This window comes from Bradyrhizobium sp. 62 (assembly GCF_023073035.1).
In the GTDB taxonomy this organism is placed as follows: Bacteria; Pseudomonadota; Alphaproteobacteria; order Rhizobiales; family Xanthobacteraceae; genus Bradyrhizobium.
In genome coordinates, this window is record NZ_JADPIT010000032.1 from 867,478 (window position 1) to 891,570 (window position 24,093).

24 protein-coding genes are annotated in these 24,093 nt (G+C 63.6%); 15 read left to right on the plus strand and 9 right to left on the minus strand.

All coding sequences use genetic code 11. The annotated features are described in order from the left end of the window. Window positions 1-525: 525 nt before the first annotated feature. The 9 genes from IVB47_RS33350 to IVB47_RS33390 all read left to right on the plus strand — a co-directional run bounded on the left by IVB47_RS33350 (window position 526) and on the right by IVB47_RS33390 (window position 8,606). The gene (locus IVB47_RS33350; RefSeq protein WP_247467886.1) at window positions 526-1,674 is read left to right on the plus strand and encodes an ABC transporter substrate-binding protein; all 1,149 of its coding nucleotides are present in this window, start codon (window positions 526-528) and stop codon (window positions 1,672-1,674) included. A gap of 211 nt (window positions 1,675-1,885) precedes the next feature. Then, entirely contained in the window at window positions 1,886-2,590 is a 705-nt protein-coding gene (locus IVB47_RS33355) for a GntR family transcriptional regulator (RefSeq protein ID WP_247467889.1), read from the plus strand. A 51-nt stretch (window positions 2,591-2,641) separates the two neighbouring features. Further along, entirely contained in the window at window positions 2,642-3,610 is a 969-nt protein-coding gene (locus IVB47_RS33360) for an ABC transporter substrate-binding protein (protein ID WP_247467892.1), read from the plus strand. A 2-nt stretch (window positions 3,611-3,612) separates the two neighbouring features. Beyond that, a complete protein-coding gene (locus IVB47_RS33365; RefSeq protein ID WP_247359696.1) occupies window positions 3,613-4,368 on the plus strand; it encodes an ABC transporter permease in 756 nt (251 codons plus the stop codon). Then, the gene (locus tag IVB47_RS33370; RefSeq protein WP_051462902.1) at window positions 4,347-5,153 is read left to right on the plus strand and encodes an ABC transporter ATP-binding protein; all 807 of its coding nucleotides are present in this window, start codon (window positions 4,347-4,349) and stop codon (window positions 5,151-5,153) included. Before IVB47_RS33365 ends, IVB47_RS33370 begins: the two co-directional genes overlap by 22 nt. A 7-nt stretch (window positions 5,154-5,160) precedes the next feature. Then, window positions 5,161-5,982 carry an ABC transporter permease gene (locus IVB47_RS33375; RefSeq protein ID WP_247467895.1) on the plus strand — a complete coding sequence of 274 codons (822 nt, stop codon included), beginning with the start codon at window positions 5,161-5,163 and terminating at the stop codon, window positions 5,980-5,982. 11 nt (window positions 5,983-5,993) lie between these two features. Further along, window positions 5,994-6,653 carry a polysaccharide deacetylase family protein gene (locus IVB47_RS33380; RefSeq protein WP_247467897.1) on the plus strand — a complete coding sequence of 220 codons (660 nt, stop codon included), beginning with the start codon at window positions 5,994-5,996 and terminating at the stop codon, window positions 6,651-6,653. Window positions 6,654-6,656: 3 nt separating this feature from the next. Beyond that, a complete protein-coding gene (locus IVB47_RS33385) occupies window positions 6,657-7,526 on the plus strand; it encodes a fumarylacetoacetate hydrolase family protein (protein WP_247467899.1) in 870 nt (289 codons plus the stop codon). A gap of 36 nt (window positions 7,527-7,562) precedes the next feature. Next, window positions 7,563-8,606 carry a 5-methyltetrahydropteroyltriglutamate--homocysteine methyltransferase gene (locus IVB47_RS33390; protein WP_247467902.1) on the plus strand — a complete coding sequence of 348 codons (1,044 nt, stop codon included), beginning with the start codon at window positions 7,563-7,565 and terminating at the stop codon, window positions 8,604-8,606. Between the two features lie 50 nt (window positions 8,607-8,656). Here IVB47_RS33390 and IVB47_RS33395 read toward each other — a convergent pair whose 3' ends face one another. Then, the gene (locus tag IVB47_RS33395; RefSeq protein WP_247407910.1) at window positions 8,657-9,415 is read right to left on the minus strand and encodes an SDR family NAD(P)-dependent oxidoreductase; all 759 of its coding nucleotides are present in this window, start codon (window positions 9,413-9,415) and stop codon (window positions 8,657-8,659) included. Window positions 9,416-9,578: 163 nt separating this feature from the next. On the opposite strand from IVB47_RS33395, the gene IVB47_RS33400 reads away from it, so the two are divergent. Genes IVB47_RS33400 through IVB47_RS33425 form a run of 6 tightly spaced genes read left to right on the plus strand, consistent with a single transcriptional unit; the run spans window position 9,579 to window position 15,444 of the window. Continuing rightward, on the plus strand, window positions 9,579-10,838 hold the full coding sequence (locus IVB47_RS33400; RefSeq protein WP_247467905.1) for an extracellular solute-binding protein: 1,260 nt from the start codon (window positions 9,579-9,581) through the stop codon (window positions 10,836-10,838). Window positions 10,839-10,888: 50 nt separating this feature from the next. Beyond that, window positions 10,889-11,782 (plus strand): sugar ABC transporter permease, encoded by an 894-nt coding sequence (locus IVB47_RS33405; RefSeq protein ID WP_247408802.1) that lies wholly within the window; start codon window positions 10,889-10,891, stop codon window positions 11,780-11,782. Continuing rightward, window positions 11,775-12,623 carry a carbohydrate ABC transporter permease gene (locus IVB47_RS33410; protein ID WP_247407913.1) on the plus strand — a complete coding sequence of 283 codons (849 nt, stop codon included), beginning with the start codon at window positions 11,775-11,777 and terminating at the stop codon, window positions 12,621-12,623. The genes IVB47_RS33405 and IVB47_RS33410 overlap by 8 nt, the downstream gene beginning before the upstream one ends. A gap of 22 nt (window positions 12,624-12,645) precedes the next feature. Then, on the plus strand, window positions 12,646-13,743 hold the full coding sequence (locus tag IVB47_RS33415) for a Gfo/Idh/MocA family oxidoreductase (protein ID WP_247407915.1): 1,098 nt from the start codon (window positions 12,646-12,648) through the stop codon (window positions 13,741-13,743). Window positions 13,744-13,753: 10 nt separating this feature from the next. Then, window positions 13,754-14,398 carry a ThuA domain-containing protein gene (locus IVB47_RS33420; protein ID WP_085352425.1) on the plus strand — a complete coding sequence of 215 codons (645 nt, stop codon included), beginning with the start codon at window positions 13,754-13,756 and terminating at the stop codon, window positions 14,396-14,398. Beyond that, window positions 14,395-15,444 carry a LacI family DNA-binding transcriptional regulator gene (locus IVB47_RS33425; protein WP_247467908.1) on the plus strand — a complete coding sequence of 350 codons (1,050 nt, stop codon included), beginning with the start codon at window positions 14,395-14,397 and terminating at the stop codon, window positions 15,442-15,444. The genes IVB47_RS33420 and IVB47_RS33425 overlap by 4 nt, the downstream gene beginning before the upstream one ends. Before the next feature lie 24 nt (window positions 15,445-15,468). Here the strand turns inward: IVB47_RS33425 and IVB47_RS33430 are convergent, their stop codons facing one another. Genes IVB47_RS33430 through IVB47_RS33465 form a run of 8 tightly spaced genes read right to left on the minus strand, consistent with a single transcriptional unit; the run spans window position 15,469 to window position 24,090 of the window. Then, window positions 15,469-16,095, minus strand: a complete 627-nt coding sequence (locus tag IVB47_RS33430; protein ID WP_247467910.1) for an NAD(P)H-dependent oxidoreductase — start codon at window positions 16,093-16,095, stop codon at window positions 15,469-15,471. 3 nt (window positions 16,096-16,098) lie between these two features. Then, window positions 16,099-17,673: an isochorismatase family protein gene (locus IVB47_RS33435; protein WP_247467914.1), complete on the minus strand. Its 1,575-nt coding sequence runs from the start codon at window positions 17,671-17,673 to the stop codon at window positions 16,099-16,101. A gap of 18 nt (window positions 17,674-17,691) precedes the next feature. Further along, a complete protein-coding gene (locus IVB47_RS33440) occupies window positions 17,692-18,540 on the minus strand; it encodes an MBL fold metallo-hydrolase (protein WP_247467917.1) in 849 nt (282 codons plus the stop codon). A gap of 42 nt (window positions 18,541-18,582) precedes the next feature. After that, on the minus strand, window positions 18,583-19,467 hold the full coding sequence (locus tag IVB47_RS33445) for an amidohydrolase family protein (RefSeq protein WP_247467920.1): 885 nt from the start codon (window positions 19,465-19,467) through the stop codon (window positions 18,583-18,585). Continuing rightward, the gene (locus IVB47_RS33450; RefSeq protein WP_247467923.1) at window positions 19,464-20,585 is read right to left on the minus strand and encodes a VWA domain-containing protein; all 1,122 of its coding nucleotides are present in this window, start codon (window positions 20,583-20,585) and stop codon (window positions 19,464-19,466) included. Before IVB47_RS33450 ends, IVB47_RS33445 begins: the two co-directional genes overlap by 4 nt. Beyond that, window positions 20,582-21,463 (minus strand): MoxR family ATPase, encoded by an 882-nt coding sequence (locus IVB47_RS33455; RefSeq protein WP_027569309.1) that lies wholly within the window; start codon window positions 21,461-21,463, stop codon window positions 20,582-20,584. The genes IVB47_RS33450 and IVB47_RS33455 overlap by 4 nt, the downstream gene beginning before the upstream one ends. A gap of 7 nt (window positions 21,464-21,470) precedes the next feature. Further along, window positions 21,471-22,493, minus strand: a complete 1,023-nt coding sequence (locus IVB47_RS33460) for a molybdopterin cofactor-binding domain-containing protein (protein ID WP_085352430.1) — start codon at window positions 22,491-22,493, stop codon at window positions 21,471-21,473. 1 nt (window position 22,494) lies between these two features. Then, a complete protein-coding gene (locus tag IVB47_RS33465; protein WP_247467928.1) occupies window positions 22,495-24,090 on the minus strand; it encodes a molybdopterin cofactor-binding domain-containing protein in 1,596 nt (531 codons plus the stop codon). Window positions 24,091-24,093 lie beyond the last annotated feature (3 nt).

Consider the following 24,093-nt stretch of genomic DNA (forward strand, 5'->3'; position numbering starts at 1 on the left):
TCGCGTCAACCGGCGCGGTGTCCGCGACTTCTGTGAGAGCGAGGGAGGCCAAAGGGAACTCGGCTCCCGGGAGAGCACGGCATAAGCCGTCCAACCATCGCGCAGGGAAGGCCGAGTGATTGGCTACACCTGTATGCTGCTGTGCGGTTTTCCTGCGTGTGCTTTTCGCGCAGCGGACCGCGGGTGCTAGCCGGCGCCCGGCCTTCCCTGCGCCCTCTTGGACACGAGGGTGAAGTGACGAAGCAAAGCTCGGGCGAAACGCGCCGCGAGAACGCGACTGTGCGTCCGCCCACCCCAATATTCCGGTTCGGGCACCGATGACTTGTCCCTAACGCTAGGGACAGACACGTTGCTGGGATCCGCTTAGCATGGCCCGTCCCGGTTGCTCGGGACCGCAGGAGGAAACGCGTATGTCGGACGACATGCCTCTTGAGCGGCGACCGTGTCCTGGGGAGCACTGCAAGCTCGAGTCGGGGCGCCGATGCAGCCGGCGGAGTCATCAAAGCGGACGGGGAGGAACAGGACATGAAGATCGGTTTCGCGCGAGTCTCGCTTCTTGTGGCATGCGTCCTCTATGGACATGCTGCTCACGCGGACATCAAGATTGGAATCGTGATTTCGGCAAGCGGCCCGGGATCCGCGCTGGGACAGCCGCAGCTCAAGGCGGTTGCAGCTCTTCCGAAAGAGATCGGTGGAGAGAAGGTGACCTATATCGTCCTGGACGACGAGTCGGATTCGACCAAAGGGGTCCAGAACGCACGCCGGCTGGTGATCCAGGACAAGGTCGACGTGTTGGTCGGCTCTTCTCTGACCCCGGTGACCATGCCGATGCTGGATGTCGCGCTCGAATCGAAGACGCCGCTGCTGTCGCTCGCTGCCGCTACCGCCATCGTTCAACCGATGGATGAGAAGCGCGCCTGGGCTTTCAAGGTCGTTCCCAATGACGACCTCATGGCGGCCGCCATCCTCAAGCATATCGCGACATCAGGCGTGAAGACGCTCGGCTATATCGGCGTTTCTGATGGATATGGCGAGGGCTACTACAAGGAGGTGAGCCGCCTCGCGCCCGCGTTGGGCCTGACCGTGACCACACACGAGGTCTATGCACGCGCCGACACCAGCGTCACGGGTCAGGCGCTGAAGGTGATGTCGACCAATCCCGACGCCGTCTTCATTGCTTCTGCAGGAACTCCGGCGGTCTTGCCGCAGCAGGCGCTCCGAGAGCGCGGATACGCTGGGAAGATATTTCAGACACACGGCGTGGCCAGTGAGGAGTTCATCAAGCTCGGTGGCGCGAACGTCGAAGGTGCCGTATTCGCGGGCGAGGCTTTTACCATTGCCGCCGATCTTCCCACGGGGGATCCGTTCCGTCGCTCGACGGAGGAGTTCGTGACCGCGTATGAAGCGGCGAACGGGCAAAAGCCCAACATGTTTGCTGCTCACCTCTGGGATGTCGTCGCACTGATCGGAAAAGCTGCACCGGATGCGCTGAAGATGGCAAAGCCTGGCACAACCGAATTTCGCGCGGCTCTGCGGGACGCACTCGAGCGAGGGCAGAACATCTATCTCAACAATGGGCTGTCGAACATGAGCAAGGCCGATCACAACGGCTATGATGAGCGCTCGGCCTTCCTGATCAAGGTCGAAGGCGGGAAGTTCCGCCTGGCAAAGTAGCGGCGCGCCAATCAGGTCTTGTACGAGGGGCGCGGAAAACCACGACTACGCTGATCCTGGTTGATGGTCCGTTTGGGATCCAGAGATGGTTGATCGGGGATAGGGGCGTACCATTCCCGGGTGTTCAGCAGAAAAATCGATTTTCGATTTTCTATTGACCCCTCCGCGTTGCCTTGTCATCATTCGACCCATGGGTCCGCTTCAGTTTCATATGACCGGAAGCCCCGGGGATGGTCCGCGCAGCCTGACATCTGCGTTGCACGAGCGCTTGCGCGCCGACATCCTGGCGACGCGGCTGCTTCCGGGGCAGAAGCTGCATATCGCCGGCCTCGCCAAGCAGTTTTCCGTGAGCCTTGCCGCCGTACGTGAGGCACTTTCCCGACTGGTCGCCGACGGGCTCGTGCTGGCGTCCGACCAGCGTGGCTTCCGGGTGAGCCCGGTGTCACTCGCCGATCTCGCCGACGTGACGCAGACCCGGATCGACATCGAGGGCCTTGCGCTCCGTCGCTCGATCGAGCGGGGCGACGATGCCTGGCTTGCCTCGGTGAAATCCGCCTGGGCGGACCTGAAGGCCGTTCCCTATCGCTATCCCGACGATCCGACAGTGCATTATGAGGAGTGGGTGGTCCGCCATCGCATCTTCCATCGTGCACTGGTCAATGCCTGCGGCTCGCCGTGGCTGCTCGGCTTCCGCGACGTGCTGCACGAACAAAGCGAGCGATATCGCCGCCTCTCGATCCGCAGGGAGGTCGGCAAGCCGCGCAACGTCGAGGCTGAACACAAGGCGATTGTCGCTGCCGTCGTCAAGCGCGACGCGGATGCGGCGGTTCGCGCATTGGCAAAGCACTTCGGCATCACCAAAGTGTTTGTCGAGCTCGCCGCGCCTCGCATTGCGGAGGTGAACGGCGCGAACTGACGATCCGGAAAAATCCGGCAAAGAAAAACAGAGACCGGGAGGAAACAGATCATGAAATTAACTCGCCGCAAGGCGCTATTGGCGTCGCTCTTCGCAGCCGGCGTGCTCGCCGGCCCTGCCACCGCGGCCGAAACCATCCGCGTCGGCCTGCCGACCAAGACGTACTGGCCGACGACGATCGCCGAGACGGCCGTGCGGCAGAAATTGTTCGAGAAGGAAGGCATCCAGGCCGAGCTCACGATCTACCGCAGCGGTGCAGAGACTTTCGAAGGCATGGCTGCGGGCGCGGCCGATATCATCCTCGATCCGCCCTCGCTGGTCTCCGCGGGACGCAAGAAGGGTGTGATGTCACGGATCGTGGCCAATGCAGCGATGGGAAATTTCGGCTGGCAGTTGATGGTCCCGACCAAGTCGACGCTCGACGTCAAGGGCCTCAACGGCAAGAAGGTCGCAATCACCGCCGCCGGCTCCGGTTCCGACCTGCTCGCACTGTGGACACTCCAGGACAAGAAAATCGATTTTACGCGCGTCCCGGTTGGCGGCGGGGGTCTGGTGCCGAACCTCCTGGCAGGCAACGTCGAGGCCGCCGTGGTTTATTCGCCGCTGAGCTTCCAGATCTCGAAGTCGGGCGAAGCCAAGTCGATCCTCGATTACGCCACGGCGGTGCCGCCGAACCTCACGGCAGGCTGGATCTTGCTCGACAAATTGGCGGAGACAAAGCCTCAGCTGGTTCAGAAGGCGGTGAACGCCCTCTATGGCGCGGTTGCGTTCATGCGCGCCAATCGCGACGTGACCGTCAAGCTGATCGCCGAGCTCTACGAAATGCCGGCCGAGATCGCCGCCCTGGAATACGACAACACGATCATGAAGCTCGAGACCAGCGGCGACATGGGCGCGCCTGACGTGAACGCGGCCGTGCAGCTGTCACTGGACCTCGCCAAGCTCGGCGGGCTCAAGGACATCGTGCCGGTCGAGGAAGTCATCTCGACCAGGTTCAAGCCGGTTCCAACCAAGCCGTAACGATGCAGAACTCTCTTGCCATCAAGCTCGCACGGATCGCGATCGTCATCGCGGTCCTGGCGCTATGGGAGTTGCTGTCGCGCACCGGCATCGTCAATCCGCGCCTGCTGCCCTCGGCGTCCGACACGTTTGCGACGCTAGGCGACCTCCTGCAGCGCGCGGCCGTGCGGAAAGACCTGATGGTAACAGCGACCGAAGTGCTGGCTGCGTTCGCGCTGGCCGTCCCCTTCGGTGCCGTGATCGGCTTCCTGGTTGCGGAGAACCGTTACTTCGCTGACGTGGCCAAGCCGCTGCTGTTCTTCGCGTTCAGTATCCCGAAGTCGATCTTCCTGCCGATGTTCATCCTCGTATTCGGCGTCGGCTTCGCCCAGAAGGTCGGCTTTGGCTTCTTCTCCACGATCTTCATCGTGATCATGTCGACGACCACGGCGGTGGAGTCGGTCAAGGTCGAGCATCTCACGGTGGCGCGCTCCTATGGCGCAACTCCGATGCAGGCCGCGTTCCGGGTCTATCTGCCGAGCATGCTGCCGGTGCTGCTGGAGGCCCTGCGAATCTCCATGATCTTCAACCTCACCGGCGTGATCCTTGCCGAGATGTACGCCTCTCGCGACGGCATCGGCCACCAGATCGCGACCTGGGGCGAGAACTTTCAGATGAAGCAACTCCTCGCCGGCGTCGTGATGGTCGCCGCGATCGCCATGACCTTCAACGAACTTGTCAGATGGGTGGAAACGCGATGCAGCCATTGGCGAACGTGACCCTGTTGAAGCCTCCCGCGCGCGCCGGCGCGATCGAGGTGAAGAATGTCGGCCAGGTCTTCAAGACCAGGTCCCAGGACGTGGTCGCCCTGGAAGACGTTTCGCTCGATATCAAGCCGGGTCGCTTCGTCGTGCTGGTCGGCCCGAGCGGTTGCGGCAAGTCGACGCTTTTGATGATGATGGCGGGCCTGCGCCAGCAGACCTCGGGCACGATCACGATCAATGGCGCGCCGATTCCGCAGCCCGATCCGGACAGGGTCGGCGTGGTGTTCCAGGAGGCGAGCCTGTTTCCCTGGCTGACGGCCGAAGACAATGTCGAGTTTCCGCTGGCCCTGCGTGGCGTGCCCAAGGCGGAGCGCCGCGCCAAGGCGCAGGATGCGCTCACGCTGGTCGGCCTCGACGGGTTCGGCAGGCGCCATCCGCACGAGCTCTCGGGCGGCATGAAGCAACGCGTCTCGATCGCGCGCGGGCTGGTGCAGGACCCGCCGGTGCTGCTGATGGATGAGCCGTTTGCTGCGCTCGACGAGCAGACCCGCATGACCATGGGTGACGAGCTGCTGCGCATCTGGGCGGCGACCGGCAAGACCGTGGTCTTCGTCACGCACAGCCTCACCGAAGCGGTTTATCTCGCCGACGAGGTGATCGTGATGTCGGCGCGGCCCGGCCGCATCGTCGATCATCTCCAAGTCCAGCTGCCGCGGCCCCGCACCTACGAGATGCTCAGCGGCGATGCCTTCGGGAGCTTGCGCGACCGCATCTGGCGGCATATCCGCAAATCGGCGTGAGGCGGAGATGAGCGCCAAGCTGACTGCGAAGATAAGTGCGAAGACACTGCGATATCTGATCGTGATCGGCCTGATTGCGCTGTGGGAGCTGCTGCCGCGCACCGGTCTCGTTCCCGAGCTGTTCCTGCCGTCCCTGTCATCGACGCTGATGGCCGGATGGACCGAGGCACCCGAATACGGTCATGCGCTCGCGGTGACGCTCTACGAAGTCGTGGTCTCCATGGCCTTCGCCTGCGGCGGCGGCATCCTGCTTGGCGCTATCGTCGGCAGCCTGCCGGGTCCGCGCGTCCTGATCATGCCGATGGTGTCGAGCCTCTATGCAGTGCCGCTCGTGATCCTCTATCCCGTTTTCACGGTGTGGCTCGGCATCGGCTCGGAATCCAAGATCGCCTTCGCCTCGATTTACGGTTTCCTGCCAACGATGCTGGCCACCGCCGCCGGCATCCAGACCATCGACCCTCAACTCCTGCTCGCGGCACGCAGCATGGGCGCCACGCTGAGCCAGCGGCTGGTTCGCGTCATCATTCCCGCGGCGATTCCGACCGTGCTGTCGGGGCTCCGCGTGGGAGGCGCGCTGGTGATCGTTGGCGTCGTCGTCTCGGAGATGCTGATCTCCTCGGCCGGCATCGGTTATCTGATCTCGCGCTACCGCACGATCCTCGACAGTCCGCACGTGTTCGCCGGCGTCCTCCTCGTGCTGTTCATGGCGATCGCCTTCAATGCCGCGATCCGGTGGATCGAGCGCAAGGCGGCGATCTGGCAGACCGGCACGCGCGCCGGTCAGGCCAACGATGACATCGCATCGGGCGCGATGCAGCCGGCGACCTGAGGAAATTTCGCGTGTTCGATCTGACCCTGACATTCGACAACGGCCCCGATCCCGACGTGACGCCGCGCGTGCTCGACATCCTGGGCGAGCGCGGCATCAAGACCACGTTCTTCGTCATCGGCGAGAAGCTCGCCGATCCCGCGCGGCATGGCCTTGCGATGCGCGCGCACGGGGAGGGACACTGGATCGGCAATCACACCTTCACCCACAGCGTCCCGCTCGGTGAGCAGCCGGATCGCGATACAGCGAAGAGCGAAATTGGCCGCACACAGGCCGCGATCGGTGATCTCGTCCATCCACAGCGCTGGTTCCGGCCGTTCGGTGGCGGCGGCAATCTCGATACGCGGCTGCTGAAGCCATCCGTCGTCGACTATCTCACCCGCCACAAGCACAGCTGCGTGCTCTGGAACGCGATCCCCCGCGACTGGGACGATCCCGACGGCTGGACCGAGCGCGCCATTGTCCAGTGCAGCCGGCAGCCCTGGACGCTGATGGTTCTGCACGATCTTCCAACCGGGGCGATGGACCATCTTGAGCGGTTCCTCGACCGCGCCGAGGCGGACGGTGCCCGCTTCCGCCAGGATTTCCCGCCGCAATGCGTTCCGATCCGCAACGGCGCGATAGCACTTCCGATCAACGACTATGTTTCCTCCATCGAAGAGAGCGTTTGACTGATGAAAATCGCAAGTTTCACGATCGCCGGCACAGCGAGCTTTGGCATTGTCACCGACAACGGCGTCATCGATGCGGGCAAGCGTCTCAAGACCTGTCCGACGCTGAAGACGCTGCTTGCCAAGGGATCGCTCGACGAACTGAAAAAGCTTGCGGGCGAGAAGCCCGACTACGCGCTGCAGGACGTCACGCTGCTGCCGACGGTCCCTGATCCCGACAAGATCTTCTGCATCGGCGTCAATTACGCCACCCATCTGGCCGAAAGCGGCCATCCCACTCCGCCACACCCGATGATCTTCACCCGCTTCGCCAACAGCCAGGTCGGACATGGCCGGCCGATGATCCGGCCGCTCGAATCCGAGCGCTTCGACTATGAGGGCGAGATGGCGGTTGTCATCGGCAAGGCCGGCCGCCGCATCTCGCGCGAAGCCGCGTTGAGCCATGTCGCCGGTTATGCCTGCTACAATGACGGTAGCATCCGCGACTGGCAGCGCCACACCTCGCAATTCGCGCCTGGCAAGAATTTCGCCGGCACAGGCGGCTTTGGGCCATGGATGGTCACGACCGACGAGTTGACCGACGTCAGCAAACAGATCTTGATTACCCGGCTCAACGGCGTCGAGGTACAGAAGGCCCCGATCTCCGATCTCGTCTTCGACGTGCCGGCGCTGATTGCTTATTGCTCGACCTTCACCGAGCTCGCGCCAGGCGACGTCATCGTCACAGGCACGACCGGCGGCGTCGGCGCTTATCGCAATCCGCCGCTGTGGATGAAGGGCGGCGACATCGTGGAGATCGAGATTTCCGGGATCGGGATTCTCCGCAATCCCGTCAAGGACGAAGAGCCGGCTAAGGCGACGCGCGCAGCCTGATTGGCTGCGCTCGACAACAACAAGAAGGAGACCCTCATGCCGATGCCAACGCATATCCTCCCGACCACGGTGGTCGGAAGTTATCCGCAGCCGGAATGGCTCGTGAATCGCGCCATGCTGTCGAAGGTGGTGCCGCGCACGCGCCTGCACGACATGTGGCGGCTGCCAGCGGAACATCTGGAGGAGGCCCAGGACGATGCGACGATCGTTGCGATCCGCGACATGGAGCGCGCCGGCATCGATATCGTGACCGATGGCGAAATCCGTCGCGAGAGCTACTCCAACCGCTTCGCCACGGCGCTCGACGGGATCGACGGAGACAATCCCGCGATGATCGTTGCGCGCACCGGTAACACCCAGACCCCGGTGCCGCGCGTCGTCGGCCCGGTGAAACGCAAGGGACCGGTCGAGCTGCACGACATGCAGTTCCTGCGCAGGAATACCGATCGTGCAGCGAAGATCACCCTGCCGGGCCCGTTCACCATGAGCCAGCAGGCCAAGAACGAGTTCTACAAGGACGACGAAGAGCTCGCGATGGCCCTGGCGGAGGCCGTCAATGCCGAAGCGCTCGACCTGCAAAGAGCAGGCGCAGACGTGATCCAGCTCGACGAGCCCTGGGTGCGGAACAATCCGGATTCTGCCAAGCGCTACGCCGTCAAGGCAATCAACCGCGCGCTGAAGGGCATCACAGTGCCGACCGTCGTGCATCTCTGTTTCGGCTATGCGGCGGTCGTGCCGGGCTCGAACAAGCCGGCCGGCTATTCGTTCCTCGCCGAGCTCGACGATACGACTGCCGACCAGATCTCGATCGAGGCGGCGCAGCCAAAACTCGACCTCGGCGTTCTGAAGGACCTCTCCTCAAAGAAAATCATGCTTGGTGTGCTCGACCTCGCAGACCCCCAGATTGAGAGCGTCGACACGGTCGCCGACCGCATTCGCAACGGCCTGAAATATGTGTCGCCCGATCGTCTCGTTCCGGCGCCCGATTGCGGCATGAAATACATGCAGCGCGCCGTCGCGTTTGGAAAATTGAAGGCGATGTGCGATGCGGCGGCCAAGGTTCGGCAGGAGCTTGGTTGACGAGGTTCGAGCCGTTCGCCAGCGATTGCACGATCTGGGTCTGGTCCGCCTTAGACCCAGCCGCCATCGACGATGTAGTGCTGAGCTGTGCAGGCGGAGGCCTCGTCGGAAGCGAGGAAGATGGTGAACTTCGCGACCTCATCCGGCACGAGCTTACGCTTCAGGCATTGTCGTTGCATCAGCTCGACTTCGCCCTGTGGCGTCATCCATTTATCGAGCTGGCGCTCGGTCATGATCCATCCCGGCGCGATTGCGTTCACGCGGATGTTGTAGGCGCCGTAATCGCGCGCCAGAGAGCGCGTGAGACCGATCACGCCTGATTTGCTGGCGGTGTAGGCGGCCATGCCGCCCTGTCCGGCGATCCACGACACCGAGCCGAAATTGACGATGGCGCCGGCGTTCGCCGCCTTCATGTCCGGCAACACGGCCTGCGCAGCAAAGAACTGGTGCTTCAAGTTGACCGCGATACGGTTGTCCCAATATTCCGGTGTCATTTCCTCGGTGCTGTGCCGCTCGTCATGTGCGGCATTGTTGACGAGGATGTTGATCGCGCCGTGCATGTTGCGCGCCTCCGCGACGCCAGCACGTAACGCGGCGATATCGGTCAAGTCGACACGCATGAAACGCGCGCCAAGACCTTGATCCGACAGCTCGCGTGCCAGGGATTGGCCCTCGTCGACTTTGATGTCGAAGAACACGACATTGGATTTCTGCTGGGCGAAGCGCCGCACGATCGCAGCGCCAATTCCAGATGCGCCCCCGGTGACGAGAACGACCTTGCCGGCGAGGTCGGAATAAACGGCAGCCATGGATATCCCTCGATTTGCGTTGGGGCAGCGCGACGCGCCGCCCGACTCTCCCGCGCACCTTAGCGATCTCCTTCGTGAGGTGCATAGATCAGAATTTCAGTTGCGTACCTCAAAAATCGAAGGCAGGATTGCACCAAGAATAAGAGCCGTTGGGAGGAATGTGATGAGACTGCTCGGGAAACTGGGACTGGCCGTTGTCGCATGCCTGTTCGGTGCGAAACTCGCTGCGGCCGATACGACGGTGAAATGGCTGCACATCGAGGCCAATCCGGCCCAGGTCAAAATCTGGGAGGAGGTCGCGCGTGCCTATGAGGGGTCGCACCCGGGCGTCAAGGTCGAGATGCAGTTCCTCGAGAACGAGGCCTACAAGGCCAAGCTGCCGACCATCCTGCAATCCAAAGACCGGCCCAATATCATCTACAGTTGGGCCGGCGGTGTCCTGAAGACGCAGATCGAGGCCGGCGTGCTCGACGACATCACCGATTCTGTGAAGGGCTACAGCGACAATCTCACACCCGCGGCACTCGCCGCCTTCACCAGCAACGGCCGGGTTTATGGTCTGCCCACGGCGCTCTCGCAGGTCGGCTTCCTCTGCAACAAGGAGCTGATGGCCAAGGGGAAGGTCGATCCTGCCGGGATCAAGAGCTGGGACGATCTGCTTGCTGCCGTGAAGGCGTTGAAATCCGCCGGCGTGACCCCGATCGTGGTCGGCGGCGCCGACAAATGGCCGCTGCACTTCTACTGGACGCATCTTGCGGTGCGCATCGGCGGCAAGGCGGCGTTCGATGCGGCGCTGCGCGGCGAGAACGGCGGCTTTGCCGGGGAAACCTTCCAGAAATCCGGCGAGCTGTTCAAGCAGCTCGTGGATCTCCAGCCGTTCCAGAATGGCTTCCTGGGTTTCAAGAGCCCGCAGGCGGTCGGCTATTTCGGGGACGGCAAGGCGGCGATGACGCTGGCGATCAGCACGGTCTATCATCTGCAGCGCGCTCTCGCCGCCGACAAGGTCGGATTGACCGAGGACAAGATGTGCTGGTTCGACTTCCCGGTCGTGACCGGCGGCAAGGGTGCGCCCACCGATACGCTCGGCGGCATCACCGGTTGGCTGATTACGAAAGGCTCGCCGAAGGAGGCTGTCGATTTCCTGAAATACTTCGTCTCCAAAGAGGTGCAGACGCGGCTTGCCGCCGGCAACTTCATCATCCCGGTGGTACAGGGCGCGGACGCAGGGCTGAACAACAGCTTCATGAAGCTGATTGCCGCCAATCTGGCGAAGTCGAACTACCACCAGAACTTTTATGACCAGAGCCTGGGTCCGTCGGTCGGCCGCGTCGTCAACGACGTCACGGCCGAGATCGCCGGCGGCAGCATGAGCCCGCAAGAGGCTGCCAAGGCGATCGAGACTGCGTGGAAGCAGGGCAACTGACGGTGGCGCGGCGGACCGCGAGCGTGTCGGCGATCGGCGCTGCTGGCGAGATGGTGCCCCAGGTCACGGTCCGTGGCCCGAGTTGGGACGGCAGGCTGACGGTGCTCATCCTGTTCCTGCCGCCGGCGCTGCTATTGTTCACGTTGTTCGTTGTGCTGCCGATCGGCGAAGCGGCCTGGTATTCGGGGTTCAACTGGAACGGGTTCGGCAGGCCGACCAACTGGATTGGCCTGGACAATTACCGCTTCGTGCTCGAGACCCGCGCCTTCTGGCTCGCGCTGCGTAACAACGGGCTGATCATCGCTGTTTCGCTCTCCATCCAGCTGCCGCTTGCGCTCACGCTGGCCTTGATGCTCGCCGAGCGCTTTCGCGGGGCAGTGGCGCTGCGCATGCTGTTCTTCATGCCCTATATCCTGGCGGAGATCGCGACCGGGCTGATCTTCAGCTTCGTCTATGATGGCGACTACGGCCTTGTGGCTTCGATCTGGCGCAGCTTCGGCGCCGAGCCTCCGCATCTGCTTGCCTCGACCGATACGGCCATGCTGGCGGTGCTGATCGTGATCGTCTGGAAGTACTTTGGCTTCCACATGATGCTGTTCATCGCAGCGCTCCAGGGCCTCGACAAGAGCCTGGTCGAGGCGGCGCGTATCGACGGCGCGACCCGATCGCAAGCCCTGCGACATGTGGTCATCCCGTTGCTCTATCCGACGATAAGGCTCTCCGTGTTCTTCGCTATCGTCGGTTCGCTGCAGCTGTTCGACCTCGTTATGCCCCTGACGCGCGGCGGGCCAGCGGACTCCTCGAACACGATGGTGAGCTTCCTCTACAACAACGGCATCTCGCGCATGCGGGTCGGCTACGGCAGCGCCATCGGAGTCATCCTGTTTGCGATCTGCGTGACCTTTGCTTTCACGTACAAGCGATGGTTCATGCGCGATGAGTAACGCCAGGACCTTCCATGCGCCGTTCGAGCTCTCAATGCTGTTCAAGCTGGTGTTCCTGGCCGTCGTTGCCATCATCGTAATGGTACCGCTGCTTGCGACCTTGTTCGGTGGCTTCAAATCGCTCGGCGAACTGCGCGTCAATCCGTTCGGCCTGCCACGTCACTGGGAGTGGCAGAACTATGCTGATATCCTGTTCTCTGCACGCTACTGGCAGCTCTTGCGCAACTCGCTGATCATCTCGACCCTCACGGTGGCACTGACCCTGATCGTCGCCTCAATGGCGGCGTTCACCTTCGCCCATATCAGGTTCTACGGCAGCTCGATGCTGCTGAGCTACCTGACGCTGGGCCTGCTGTTTCCGGCCGCGACGGCGGTGCTGCCGCTCTTCATCAAGGTGCGCGACCTCGGGTTGCTCGATACATATCTCGGGGTAGCCCTGCCGCAGGCGGCCTTCAGTCTTGCGATGAGCGTGCTGCTGCTGCGGCGTTTCTTCAAGGACATCCCCTACGAACTGCTGGAGGCCGCGCTGGTCGACGGCTGCAGCTATATCAAATTCTTCCGCTATGTAACGTTGCCGTTATCGCGGCCGATCCTGGCGACCGTCGGTACCATCACCTTCGTCAACAGCTGGAACGCCTATCTGCTGCCGCTGGTGATGCTCAACACCGACGCGCTCTATCCCTGGCCGCTCGGCATCATGGTTTATCAGGGCGAGTATTCGTCCGAGTGGCATCTGATCCTGGCCTTCATCACGCTTACCATCCTGCCGACGATCATTTTATTTCTTCTGGCGCAGAAACACATCGTCGCAGGCCTCACCGCCGGTGCGGTCAAGGGATGAACGGTACCTCACGGAGATCACAATGAGAAAAGTAGGCATCGGCATCATCGGCTGCGGCAATATCAGCACCGCTTATCTGAAGGCGGCCCAGCGCTTCGCAGTCATGGAAATCAAGGCGCTCGCCGATATGCGCAGCGATGCGGCAGAGCGGCAGGGCGCCGCCTTCGGGCTGCCGGCAATGCGGGTTGATCAGCTGCTCAAGCGAGACGACGTCGAGATCGTCATCAATCTCACTGTGCCACTCGCCCACACTGACGTCAGCCTCGCGGTGCTGAACGCCGGCAAGCACGTTCATTCCGAGAAGCCGCTCGGCATCAACGTCACGGAAGCCCGCAAGGTGATGGACCTCGCCGCGCAGAAGAGCCTTCGCGTCGGCTGCGCGCCCGATACGTTCCTTGGCGGTGGGCATCAGACCGCGCGCAAGCTGATCGACGATGGCGCGATAGGCACGCCCGTGGCCGGTAGCGCGTTCTTTGGCTGCCCCGGCCACGAGCGTTGGCATCCGGCGCCGGGCTTCTACTATTTGCGCGGCGGCGGGCCTATGCTTGACATGGGCCCGTACTACATCACCGACCTCGTGCAGCTGCTCGGCCCCGTGGCGAGCGTGATGGGCTCGACCGCGCGTCCGAAATCCGAGCGGCTGGTCACCAGCCAGCCGATGAACGGGACGTTGATCCCGGTCGAAGTTGCGACCCATGTCGCCGGCACGCTCGAATTCGAGAGCGGGGCGGTCGTCTCGATCGCGATGAGCTTTGATGTCCCCAAGCACCGGCACGCGCCAATCGAGATCTATGGCGACAAGGGCAGCATGCTCGTGCCGGACCCGAACCGCTTCGGCGGCGAAGTACAAGTCGCCAAGACCGGCGGCGACTGGGAGCCGGTGCCGCTGACCCACGGTCATGTCGATGGCGAGTTCCGTTCCATTGGCGTCGCGGACATGGCCTCCGCGATCCTGAACAACCGGCCGCACCGTGCCAGCGGCGCGCTCGCGTTCCACGTGCTGGAGGTGATGGAGGCGTTCCAGATCTCTGCCGACGAAGGGCGACGCGTCAAGATCGAGAGCTGCGTCGAGCGGCCGGCGATGCTGCCGGCCGGGCGTGAAACCGGACAGATCGACTAAGGACAGAAACATGCGCAAGGCAATGATTGTATGGGGCGGTTGGCCGGGGCACGATCCCGATCTCTGTGCTTCGATGATCCGTGGTTGGCTGAAGGCGGAAGGCTTCGAGGTGCGGATCGAAACCACCACCGCCGCGTTCGCCGATCCCGCGATTCACGACCTGTCGCTGATCATCCCGATCTATACCATGTCGACAATCGAGAAGGCGGAAGCGCTCAATCTCTGCGCTGCGGTCCGCAGCGGCGTCGGGCTCGCCGGCCATCATGGCGGCATGGGCGACGCATTCCGCGATTCCGTCGATTACCAGTTCCTGTGTGGCGGGCAGTGGGTTGCGCATCCCGGCAACATCATCGACTACAAGGTCGACTTGACGAAGCCGGATGATCCCATCATGAAGGGCCTGAAGAGTTTCGAGCATCGTTCCGAGCAATACTACATGCATGTCGACCCCGCCAACGAGGTGTTGGCGACGACGACCTTCACCGGCGAGCACGCGCCCTGGATCGAGGGCGTGGTGATGCCCGTGGTCTGGAAGAAGCGATACGGCGCGGGCAGGGTGTTCTATTCCTCGCTCGGCCACCGCGCTTACGAGCTCGACGTACCGGAGATCCGGACGTTGATGACCCGTGGCATGTTGTGGGCGGCGCGCGAATGACAGCCGTTGCGACCCAGTCGGTGGTTCGCGCTACGCTTGAAGACGTCGCGCGCACGGCGGGTGTTTCGCTCGCCACGGTCGATCGCGTCGTCAACCGGCGCGAGGGCGTGCGCGCCAAGACCGTGGCGCGGGTCGAGGCCGCGGTGGCAAAACTCGGCTATCGAGCCGACGTCGCGGCCGCTCGGCTTGCACGGGGGCAGACGTTCCGCTTTGCCTTCGTGCTGCCGACCGGTACCAACAGCTTCATGACCAACCTGACCGAGCAGGTCCAGCGCACCGCGGACTGGCTCGCCGGCCAGCGCGGCTTCATTGATATCCTCCATGTCGATGTGTTCGATCCGGACGTACTCGCCACCGCGCTGGAAAATCTCTCGCCCGCGTACCAGGGCGTCGCCGTCATCGCGCTCGATCATCCCAGGGTGCGCGCCGCGATCGACGAGCTCACCACGCGCGGCGTCGCTGTGGTGACCCTTGTGTCGGACGCGCCGAGCTCGCGCCGGCTGCATTATGTCGGCATCGACAACCCGGCGGCAGGCCGCACCGCTGCAACGCTGATGGGACGGTTCCTCACTGGTCGCGAGGGGACGGTGGCCGTGATCGCAGGATCGTTGTCGCTGCGCGATCACACTGAGCGGCAGTTCGGCTTCCACCAAATCCTGTCCAGCGAGTATCCGAACCTGCTCGCGCTGCCGGTGATCGAGGGTCGCGATGACACCAAGCGGACGCGGGAGCGCACTGCGGCACTGCTCGCGCGCCAGCCAGATCTGCGCGGCATATACTGCTGTGGCGCCGGAAACCGTGGCATCGCCGATGCGCTCGAGGCCTCGGGACGGGCGCGTGAGGTGGTCTGGATTGCCCACGAGCTGACTCAATACACGCGGCGTTTCCTGGTCCGTGGCACCCTCGATGCCATCATCAACCAGGATCCCGGCCACGAGGCCCGGTCCGCAGCGCGAGTCCTGCTCGCGCATTGTTCGGGTGAGCCCATCAGCCCCGACCAGGAGCGCATCCGCATCGACATTTTTCTGCGGGACAATTTGCCGTAACCTTTGAATGGCCTGCGGGGTGCATCAGAAGCTCGCGGCCATTACGGCCAGACGTTGGTGGGCTCTTTCGCGGGCCGCCTCAATGGGCTGTTGCGGTCCGGTGGTTGGCCCGATCGGAATGAAACGGACATTGTTGATACCGACAAAACGCAAAATTTCGCGCAGGTAAGGCGTTGCCATGTCGATGCGCCCGCGGTTCATTCCGGTGGCGAAATCGCTGCCACTGGCAATGATGACGATGGTCGGCCGGTCTTTCAGCAACGGGATGTATCCAAGGAATGGGTCGAACCGAAAGGTGAGCCCGGGCTGGACGATGACGTCGAAGAATTGCTTGAGCTTATAGGGAATGCTGAAGTTCCACATCGGCGTCGAAATCAGCACCCGCTCGGCGAGCGCTAAGCGCACCGCCATCCGCTCGGTTTCCGCGAAGCTGTCCCGCTGCGCGTCGTTGAAGGCTTGCGCCTTCATCCGTGCATATTTGGCTTCGACAATGGGGCCTGAAAACTCCGGCAGGCGCTCGCGCCAGAGATCCATGACGTCCACGTCCCAATCGGGCCGAGCTCGGCGAAAGCCGTCGAGGAAAACGCGTGCGCCGGCGCTTGACCAGGAGTCGTCGCGGGGCGAGCAGGACAGGTGCAGGAGCTTCGCCACCGCTCATCCCAGCGCTTTGATGACCGCATCGGCCTTGGTCACGACGGCGACATTCTGCATGGCGAAGTTGATCGAGGCAGCGTGCCAGTCGGCATTCATGGTCGAGCAGCAATCCTCAGGAACGATCATGAAGTAGCCCTTGTCGGCACCGGTCCGCGCCGTGTGCTCGACCGACATGTTGGTCCAGGCGCCGGTGTTGATGATCATGTCGCGGCCGGTGGCTTTCAGGATCGTTTCGAGCCTCGTGCCTTCCCAGGCGCTCATTCGCACCTTCTCGACCACGAAATCGCCGGGCCTCGGCTCGAGACCTGACACCGGTGCTGCCCCCCAGCTTCCGCGCACCATCGCCTTACTGTCGACGAGACCCTCGAACAGCGGCGCATTCAGCGTCACGCCGGGCGCGCCGGGCTCGACGACGAACCAGACATGAATGATGGCGACGCCGCGCGCCCGGGCGGTTTCAGCCAGGCGGCGGACATTCTCGACGACGTGCTGCTGCTTCGCGTGACCTGGTGCGCCGGAATCCGCGAATGCGCCCCCGTCCATGATGACGTCGTTCTGGAGATCCTGGATGATCATGGCACAGCGTTGCGGGTCGATCTGCATCTCGCCGTCGGCGAGGACGGGTGCAGCGGAAGCAGAGCCCGCCGCTGCAGTGCCGCTGCCTCGCTTGCCGCTCATATAGGGCTCGTGGCGCGGGCCGACCTTGGTCGGGATCGCATAGACCGAGTGCGTCGAAGTCAGGTACAACGTGCGGAAATCCGGCCCGCCCCAGGCAAGGTTGGCGACGAGCTCGGGGAGGCGGATCTTGCCGAGCAGCTCGCTCCGCGGCGAATAGACCCAGACCCCGCCGGGTGCCGTGACCCAGACGTTGCCGTGCTGGTCGCACTTCATGCCGTCGGGCAAGCCGGGCTCGAGCTCGGAGCGGATGCCGCTTGCGAACACCCGCGCGGTCGACAGCGAACCGTCGGAGTTGACATCGAACACGCGGATCAGTGCCTGCACGGTGTCGTTGACATAGAGCAGCCTCTCGTCCGGCGAAAAGCACAGGCCGTTCGGCTGGTCGAACAGATTGCGGTCCACGACAAGCTTCGGGTCGGCGCCGGGCACGACGCGATAGACGCCCTGGAAGCCGAGCTGCCTTGGCCGCTCGACGCCATAGACCGGCATGCGGCCATACCAGGGGTCCGAGAAATAGATGGCGCCAGAGGAGTGCACACAGACGTCGTTGGGGCTGTTGAGCTCCTGTCCCCCAAAGTGCGAGGCCAGCACCTCGCGCCGTCCGTCTGGCCGCTCGCGGACCAACGACGATGTCTCGTGCTCGCAAACGATCAAATTAAGTTCGGCGTCATAGGTCATGCCGTTGCATTTGTTCGAGGGACGCTTGACCTCGGCGACGCCGCGCCGCGCATCCCAGCGCCGGCGCACGTCGCCCGGCATGTCCGAGAAGAGCAGATAATGATCAACCGGATGCCAGATCGGTCCCTCCGTGAAGTCAAAACCGGTGCCGATCTGCGCGACTGGTGCGTAAGGATCGATCAGGGTCTCGAATTCGGAGCGTAAGGTGACGTGCGTCATCGGTCGATCCTCTGGCGTCTAGGCCGGAAACCAGTTGCGCTGAGGCAGGGACTGCACGATCGGTCCGGGGACCTGGTCGTGCAGCCGGCCGACGACGTTGCCGCCCTCGATCTTGGCGGGACGGTCGTGGACCGGCAGCAGATAGCGCGAATTGCTGAGCAGCTTTTTGATGGCGGCCTTCTCGGCCCGCTTGGTGGTGCCGTGGTTGCCCGTGGTGCGCGGCTCCCAGTCGTGGATCTCGTTGAAGGGCGTCACGATCTGGTCGTTGAAATCATAGATCACGTCGCCGCAGATGGTGGCGATGCCGTCGGCGGTTTCGACGATGATGTTCATCGAGCCCTCGGTATGCGCATTCGCTGCGTCGCAGTAGACGCCCGGCATCAGCTCGATGGGGCCTGTGATCTCGAGGTCAAGAAAGCGCAGCGCACTCTTGGTGTGCAGACGGTCGATCAGATGCTTGATATCCGGCGCCGGATATTGTGGATGCATCAGGCCGGACACGGAATACTCGAGCTCCCGACGGTTGAGGACGACGGTCGTGTTCATCGGAAACAGATCGTCCTTGCCGGCGTGGTCGATATGCAGATGGGTGTGGCAGACGAATCGCACATCGCCCATCCGCACGCCGTGCCGCGCAAGCTGGTTCTCGATCATGTGCTCGTGATACTGCAGGCCGCGCATCCCCAGTGTTTCCATGATCTGGTTCGAGCGGTAACCCGTGTCGACCACGACCGGAAATTTACCGCCGAGGATCAGGAAGCCGAGGGTGAGGACACGGCGGGTCCGGCCGCAGTCGTGGCCGAGAACCAGAAAGCTCGATTCCAGCTCGATGTCGCCATAGTCCAGGATCTTGATCTCCAGCGGCATTCCGTCCCTCCCTGTATCCGTTTTTGTTCGTTTCCTCAGCCCTCAAAGCCGATAGACGCGCATGGCAGTGGTTCTGAAAATGGCTTCGCGCTGATCATCGCGCAGCGGCGCCGCGGCGGCACGGAAGGCATCGATCAGCTCGCGGTAACTGGTCCACAATTTCTCGATTGGGAAATTCGAACCGAACAGGCAGCGTTCGGCGCCGAAGATCGCGATCGTGTCGATCAGGACGGATGCGATATGCGCGGGGTCGTTGCCGTGGATGAAGGTTCCGAGCCCCGACAGTTTCGACACGACGTTCGGGCATGCGGCGAGGCGGGCCATCCCGGCGCGCCACGCGGCGCGGCCTGAGGGTGAAAGGTCCTCCAGCATGCCAGCGTGCTGCAGGATGAAGGTCACCTTCGGGCAGGCTTCCGCAAGGTGTGCGGCGTCCGGCATCTGCGGCGTGAACACCTGAAGGTCAAAGCTCCAGCCATAGTCCGCAAGCCGGGCGATGTTGCGCTGGATCACGGGATCGGTGCAGAGATCCGGCCGCGCGGCAAAGCGATAAAGCGGGTTCTCGTGCCAATGAAGTTGCATGCGGACGCCGCGCACGAGGGCATAGCGCTTCAGGCGGTCGAGTTGTGGACGCACGTCGTCGACTGAAAAATCGGCGTAAGCCACGATGGCATGCGGCCAGCCGTGCTCCTCGGCCGTCTGCTGCACCCAGGCGGCCTCGTCCTCGTAGCGGTCATTGGCCCAGTTGGTCTGGACATAGACCGAGCGGGTGACGCCGCTGCCTTCGAGGTCGCGGAGATATTCCTCTATCGGGTAATCGCGCCGGATCGGCTCGTACGGACCGAAGATGCGCGGCTGCATCGGACCCACCAGCCAGGGCAGGTCGGCCTGGCGCCAGATATGATGGTGCCCATCGACGATGTCGGTCACGCAACTCTCCTTTGTCCCAGCGCCAGCACATGCGCGACGATCGACGCGCTCGATCCTCCATCGACGAGGTCGTCGACGAAGCGCTCGATCGCGACCAGCGCTTCGGTCTGCGGGCGAAAACCGGGGCCGGACGCGAGCGGCGTCAGCCAGCTCACGCGCCACGCGCGGCGCGATAGTTTCGCGACCGCATCGCGCAACGCATCGGGTTCGCCCCGCTCAAGGCCGTCGGAAACGATGATCACGGCGGCGCCCCGCGCGTATCCGGCGAAGCGGGGCACGGCGAGAAAGGCCTGCAGCGCGTCGCCGATTCGGGTGCCGCCGTCCCAGTCGCTGACTGCATAGGCCGCGGCGTTGAGCGCTTGCTCGCGCCGCTTGAGACGCAACGGCCGGGTGATGCGGGTCAGCCGCGTGCCGAAGGTGAAGACCTCGACGTTGGGCGCCGCCTGCACCAGGGTGTGCGCGAACTTCATATTCTCCTCGGTGCGGGTCTTCATCGAGCCAGAGACGTCAATCAGTAGCAACACCTTGCGTGGACGCTGCCGCCGCTTCAAACGTCCCAGCCGGAGAATTTCGCCGTCGCTGCGAACGGAGTCGCGTAGGGTGCGGCGCAAATCCGCGTAGGGCCCGCTGCGAGCCCGCATGCGGCGATGGCCGCGCCGCTTCGGCAGGCGCCTCGGCGCCTCGCGGGCAAGCCGGCGCAGCGCATCGGTGGTCGAGAGCTGCGCAAAGCGGCGCTCGACCAGGGCTTCGGCGCGCGCAGCTGCGAGACCGGACTCGTTGGCCTCGTCCGACAACAGCGGCTCGTCGTTTCCACGAGCCTCCTCTTGCAGCCGAACTGTCTCGTCGTCCTCACCGTCATCGACGCGCTCGATGGCCTCGTTTCCGCGAAAGTGCAGATCGAACAGCCGGTCGAACGTTGCGCGACGCTCCGGGGGAGAGGCCAGTGTCGCGAGGGCTGCCTGCCGAATGTCTTCCAGGCTGCGGGGGCCGAGCAACTGGATCGCGGCCAGGAACGATGTTGTCTGTTCCGGCGCGACGGCAAACCTGTTCGTTCGCAACAACCCGACGAACGAGATGAAAACGCGCGCAGCGCGCGGCAGCTCGGGTTCGGCGCTCATGCAGAGGCCTCCGCCAGCAGGGCGTCGAGGCGCGGCGAAATGAAGTGCAGATCTTCCTCGTCTTTCAGAGCAACGCCGATCGAGCGCCTGAAGGCATCGGGCCAGCGCGCGCCGCCCTTGTGCAGCAGTGTGGCAGCCTCAGCCCAGTCGACGGCTTCGGCGATCCCGGGCGCCTTGCTGAGCGGCTCGCGTCGCAGCTTCTCGACGGCCGCGACGACGGCGCGCGCGGTCCCCTCGGCGACGCTGGAGGCCCGCATCATCACGATGCGCGCTTCGCGCTCGGCCGAGGGATAGTCGATCCAGTGATAGACGCACCGCCTCCGCAACGCTTCGTGAAGATCCCGCGTGCGGTTTGAGGTCAGGACGACGACCGGCCGTTCCGAGGCGCGCACGGTACCGCGCTCTGGGATCGAGATCTGGAAGTCGGACAGAAACTCGAGCAGGAAGGCTTCGAACTCCTGGTCGGCGCGGTCGATTTCGTCGATCAGCAGCACTGTTGAGTCAGGCGCGCGCAGCGTCGCCAGCATCGGTCGCTCGATCAAAAACGTTTCGCCGTAGATGTCGATGCTCTCATCGCCGGCCTGGCGGATGGCGAGCATCTGGCGCGGATAGTTCCATTCGTAGAGTGCGGCGGACGCGTCGATGCCTTCGTAGCACTGCAGGCGGATCAGGCGGCGGCCGAGGACGGCGGCAATGGCTTTGGCGGCCTCGGTCTTCCCGACGCCCGGCGCACCCTCGAGCAGCAATGGCTTGCCTAGTGCCAGCCCGAGATAGGCGGCGGTCGCCAGTCCCTCGTCGGCGAGGTAATAGGCGGCCCGAAGCGCCTTCTCCAGTGCCTCGGGGCTGTCGATGCCGACGATGTTGCTGCGGACGGCCATCGAGACCTCAGCGCCGCGCCTGAGGGCGCGCGCCGCCCTCGGCCTTGATCGCGCGCAGCACCTTCTCCGGCGTAATCGGCAGATCGTCGATGCGGACGCCGACGGCGTTGAAGATGGCATTCGCAACGGCCGGCAATACGGGATTTGCGCACATTTCCCCGGGGCCCTTGGCGCCGAAGGGGCCATCGGGAGCGGGGCGTTCCAACACGGCGATGTCGTGGGGGCAGATGTCGCCAGGACCGGGCATCACATATTCGACGAAGTCGCGAGGGCCGTGGACAGGGTCGGGATAATAGGGTTCGGGCGTCTCGTAGAGCGCGTGACTGACGCCCATCCAGGCGCCGCCAACGAGCTGTTGCTCGACCAGGCGCGGGTTGAGCGCGCGGCCCAGCTCGTAGGCAGAGTCCATGCGGATCATCGTGACCTCGCCGGTCTCGTCGTCCACCTCGACCTCGGCGACAAGACAGGCATGAGCGTAGCAGGTCGCCGGCGACATCTCGCCGGTTTCCGGATCGACATTGGACAGAGGAACCAGGAAGATGCCACGGCCGGCGATGGTCTTGCCTTGCTTGAACTGCGCGGCGATGGCGACGTCCTTGGTGGAGATCGAGCGGTGCGGCGCGCCCTTGACGTGGATGTTGCCCCGTCCGTCGGTTTCGAGATCGGCGGCGTTGACTTCGAGTTCCTCGGCGGCGGCCTCCATCATCACGCCGCGCGCCTCGCGCGCCGCCGCCATCACGGCATTGCCGACGCGATGGGTGCCGCGCGAAGCGAACGAGCCCATGCAATGCGGGCCGGTGTCGGAATCGGCGGTGTCGACGTAGACGTCCTCGACGGGTACGCCGAGCGTCTCTGCGCAAATCTGCCGCGTGACCGACTTCATGCCCTGACCGAGATCGATCGAGGATAGGGCTACGGTGAATTTACCGCTTGGATTGGAATGAACCAGGGCCTGGCTGGGATCGCCGCCGAGGTTCATGCCGATGGGATAATTGACCGATGCGATGCCGCGTCCGCGATGTCGGGTCATCTCAACGCCTCCTGGTGCCGAACACGGATGAGAATCGGCCCGCCCCATGCGAGGGCGATGCCGGTCGCGGTGGCTGCGGCGGGGAGGGCGCGGGCGGTGGGGGCTCGCGCGGCGGTTCGCGCAACGCGGCCGCTGGCAGCCGATCATAGTTCGTGCGCTGCTGCGCCGGCGCGGTTGTCCGCGCATTGCTGTCGGCGGGCGTCCGCGGGACGGCGGCGCGGCTGCCGCCTCCGTCCTTGCGGGAAGAGGCGCGCTTGAACTCGTCGCGGATCGGCCATTTGGCTTTCTCCGCGGCGACCTGGACGCACTCGATCAGCGCCGTGTTCTTGGCCTCGCGCCGATGCGCCTTCATGTCACCGTCGCGATAGGCATTGAGGATGCGGAGCTCCATCGGATCCATACCGACGAGGTTCGCGAGCTTGTCCATCTGGCACTCGATCGCAAAATCCATTGCCGTGACGCCGAAGCCGCGCATCGCGGTTGCCGGCGTACGGTTGGTGAAGACGCAGTAGACGTCGCCATAGACGTTGGGGATGGTGTAGGGCCCTGGCAGATGGGCCGCGCATTTCACCGCGGCATAACTCGAGAGCCGCGTATATGCGCCGCTGTCGAAATATGCGCGGATCTTTCGCGCGACGACGCGGCCGTCGCGCATCACGCCGTCCTTGATGTAGATGCGCTCGGCGCCGCGCGGCGGGCCGTATTGCATCTCTTCTTCGCGTCCGAACACGTAGCGCACGGGACGTCCCGTCAGCATCGCACCCAGGATGCATAACGGTTCGGTCAACGTGTCCACCTTGCCTCCAAAGCCACCACCGACGGTGCCGCCGATGAAATGAAAGGTGTTGGAGGGGACGTCGAGGATCTTGGCGCAGGTGTCGACCGAGAAGAACAGCGCCTGCGTCGACGTATAGACGACATAGCGCCCGTTGGTGTCGGGTGCCGCGATCGACCCGTTGGTTTCAGTCGGCGCGTGCTCGATAGGCGACATCTGGTAGCGCTGTTCAAGCACGTGATCGGCGGTCGCGAGTGCGGCATCGGCATCGCCGAAGCGGAGCTTTTGGTGGTCGTATGTGTCGTGATAAATGAAGGCATTCTTCGGATAGGTGTCGTTGACGACGGGCGCGCCGGCCTTCAGCGCATCTTCGACGTCGAACACGGTTGGCAGCGGTTCATAGTCGATCCGCACCTTTGCGATCGCCTCAAACGCCTCGCGCTCGCTGTCGGCGACGATGGCCAGGATTGGCTCCCCCTTGTAGCGGACCTTGTCGACGGCCAGCGAGGGCTCGTCGTCCTTGCCGAAATTGATCAGGCTCAAGAGCGTATTGAGATTGCGGGGTACGTCGGAGCCGCGGATGATCCGGCGCACGCCGGCTGAGCGCTCGGCGTCCGTGGTGTCGATCCGCCGGATCCTCGCATGCGAATGGGTCGAGCGGACGACTTTCAGGTGCAGCATGCCCTGGAGCTTGTGGTCGTTGAAATAGCTCGATGTGCCCGTGACATGGCCGAGCATGTCCTGGCGCTGCGTGCCCTTGCCGATCTCCTTGAGATTGTCGTCGCGCTCGTCGGCGAAAATGTCTTTGCGCAGTTCCAGCATGAT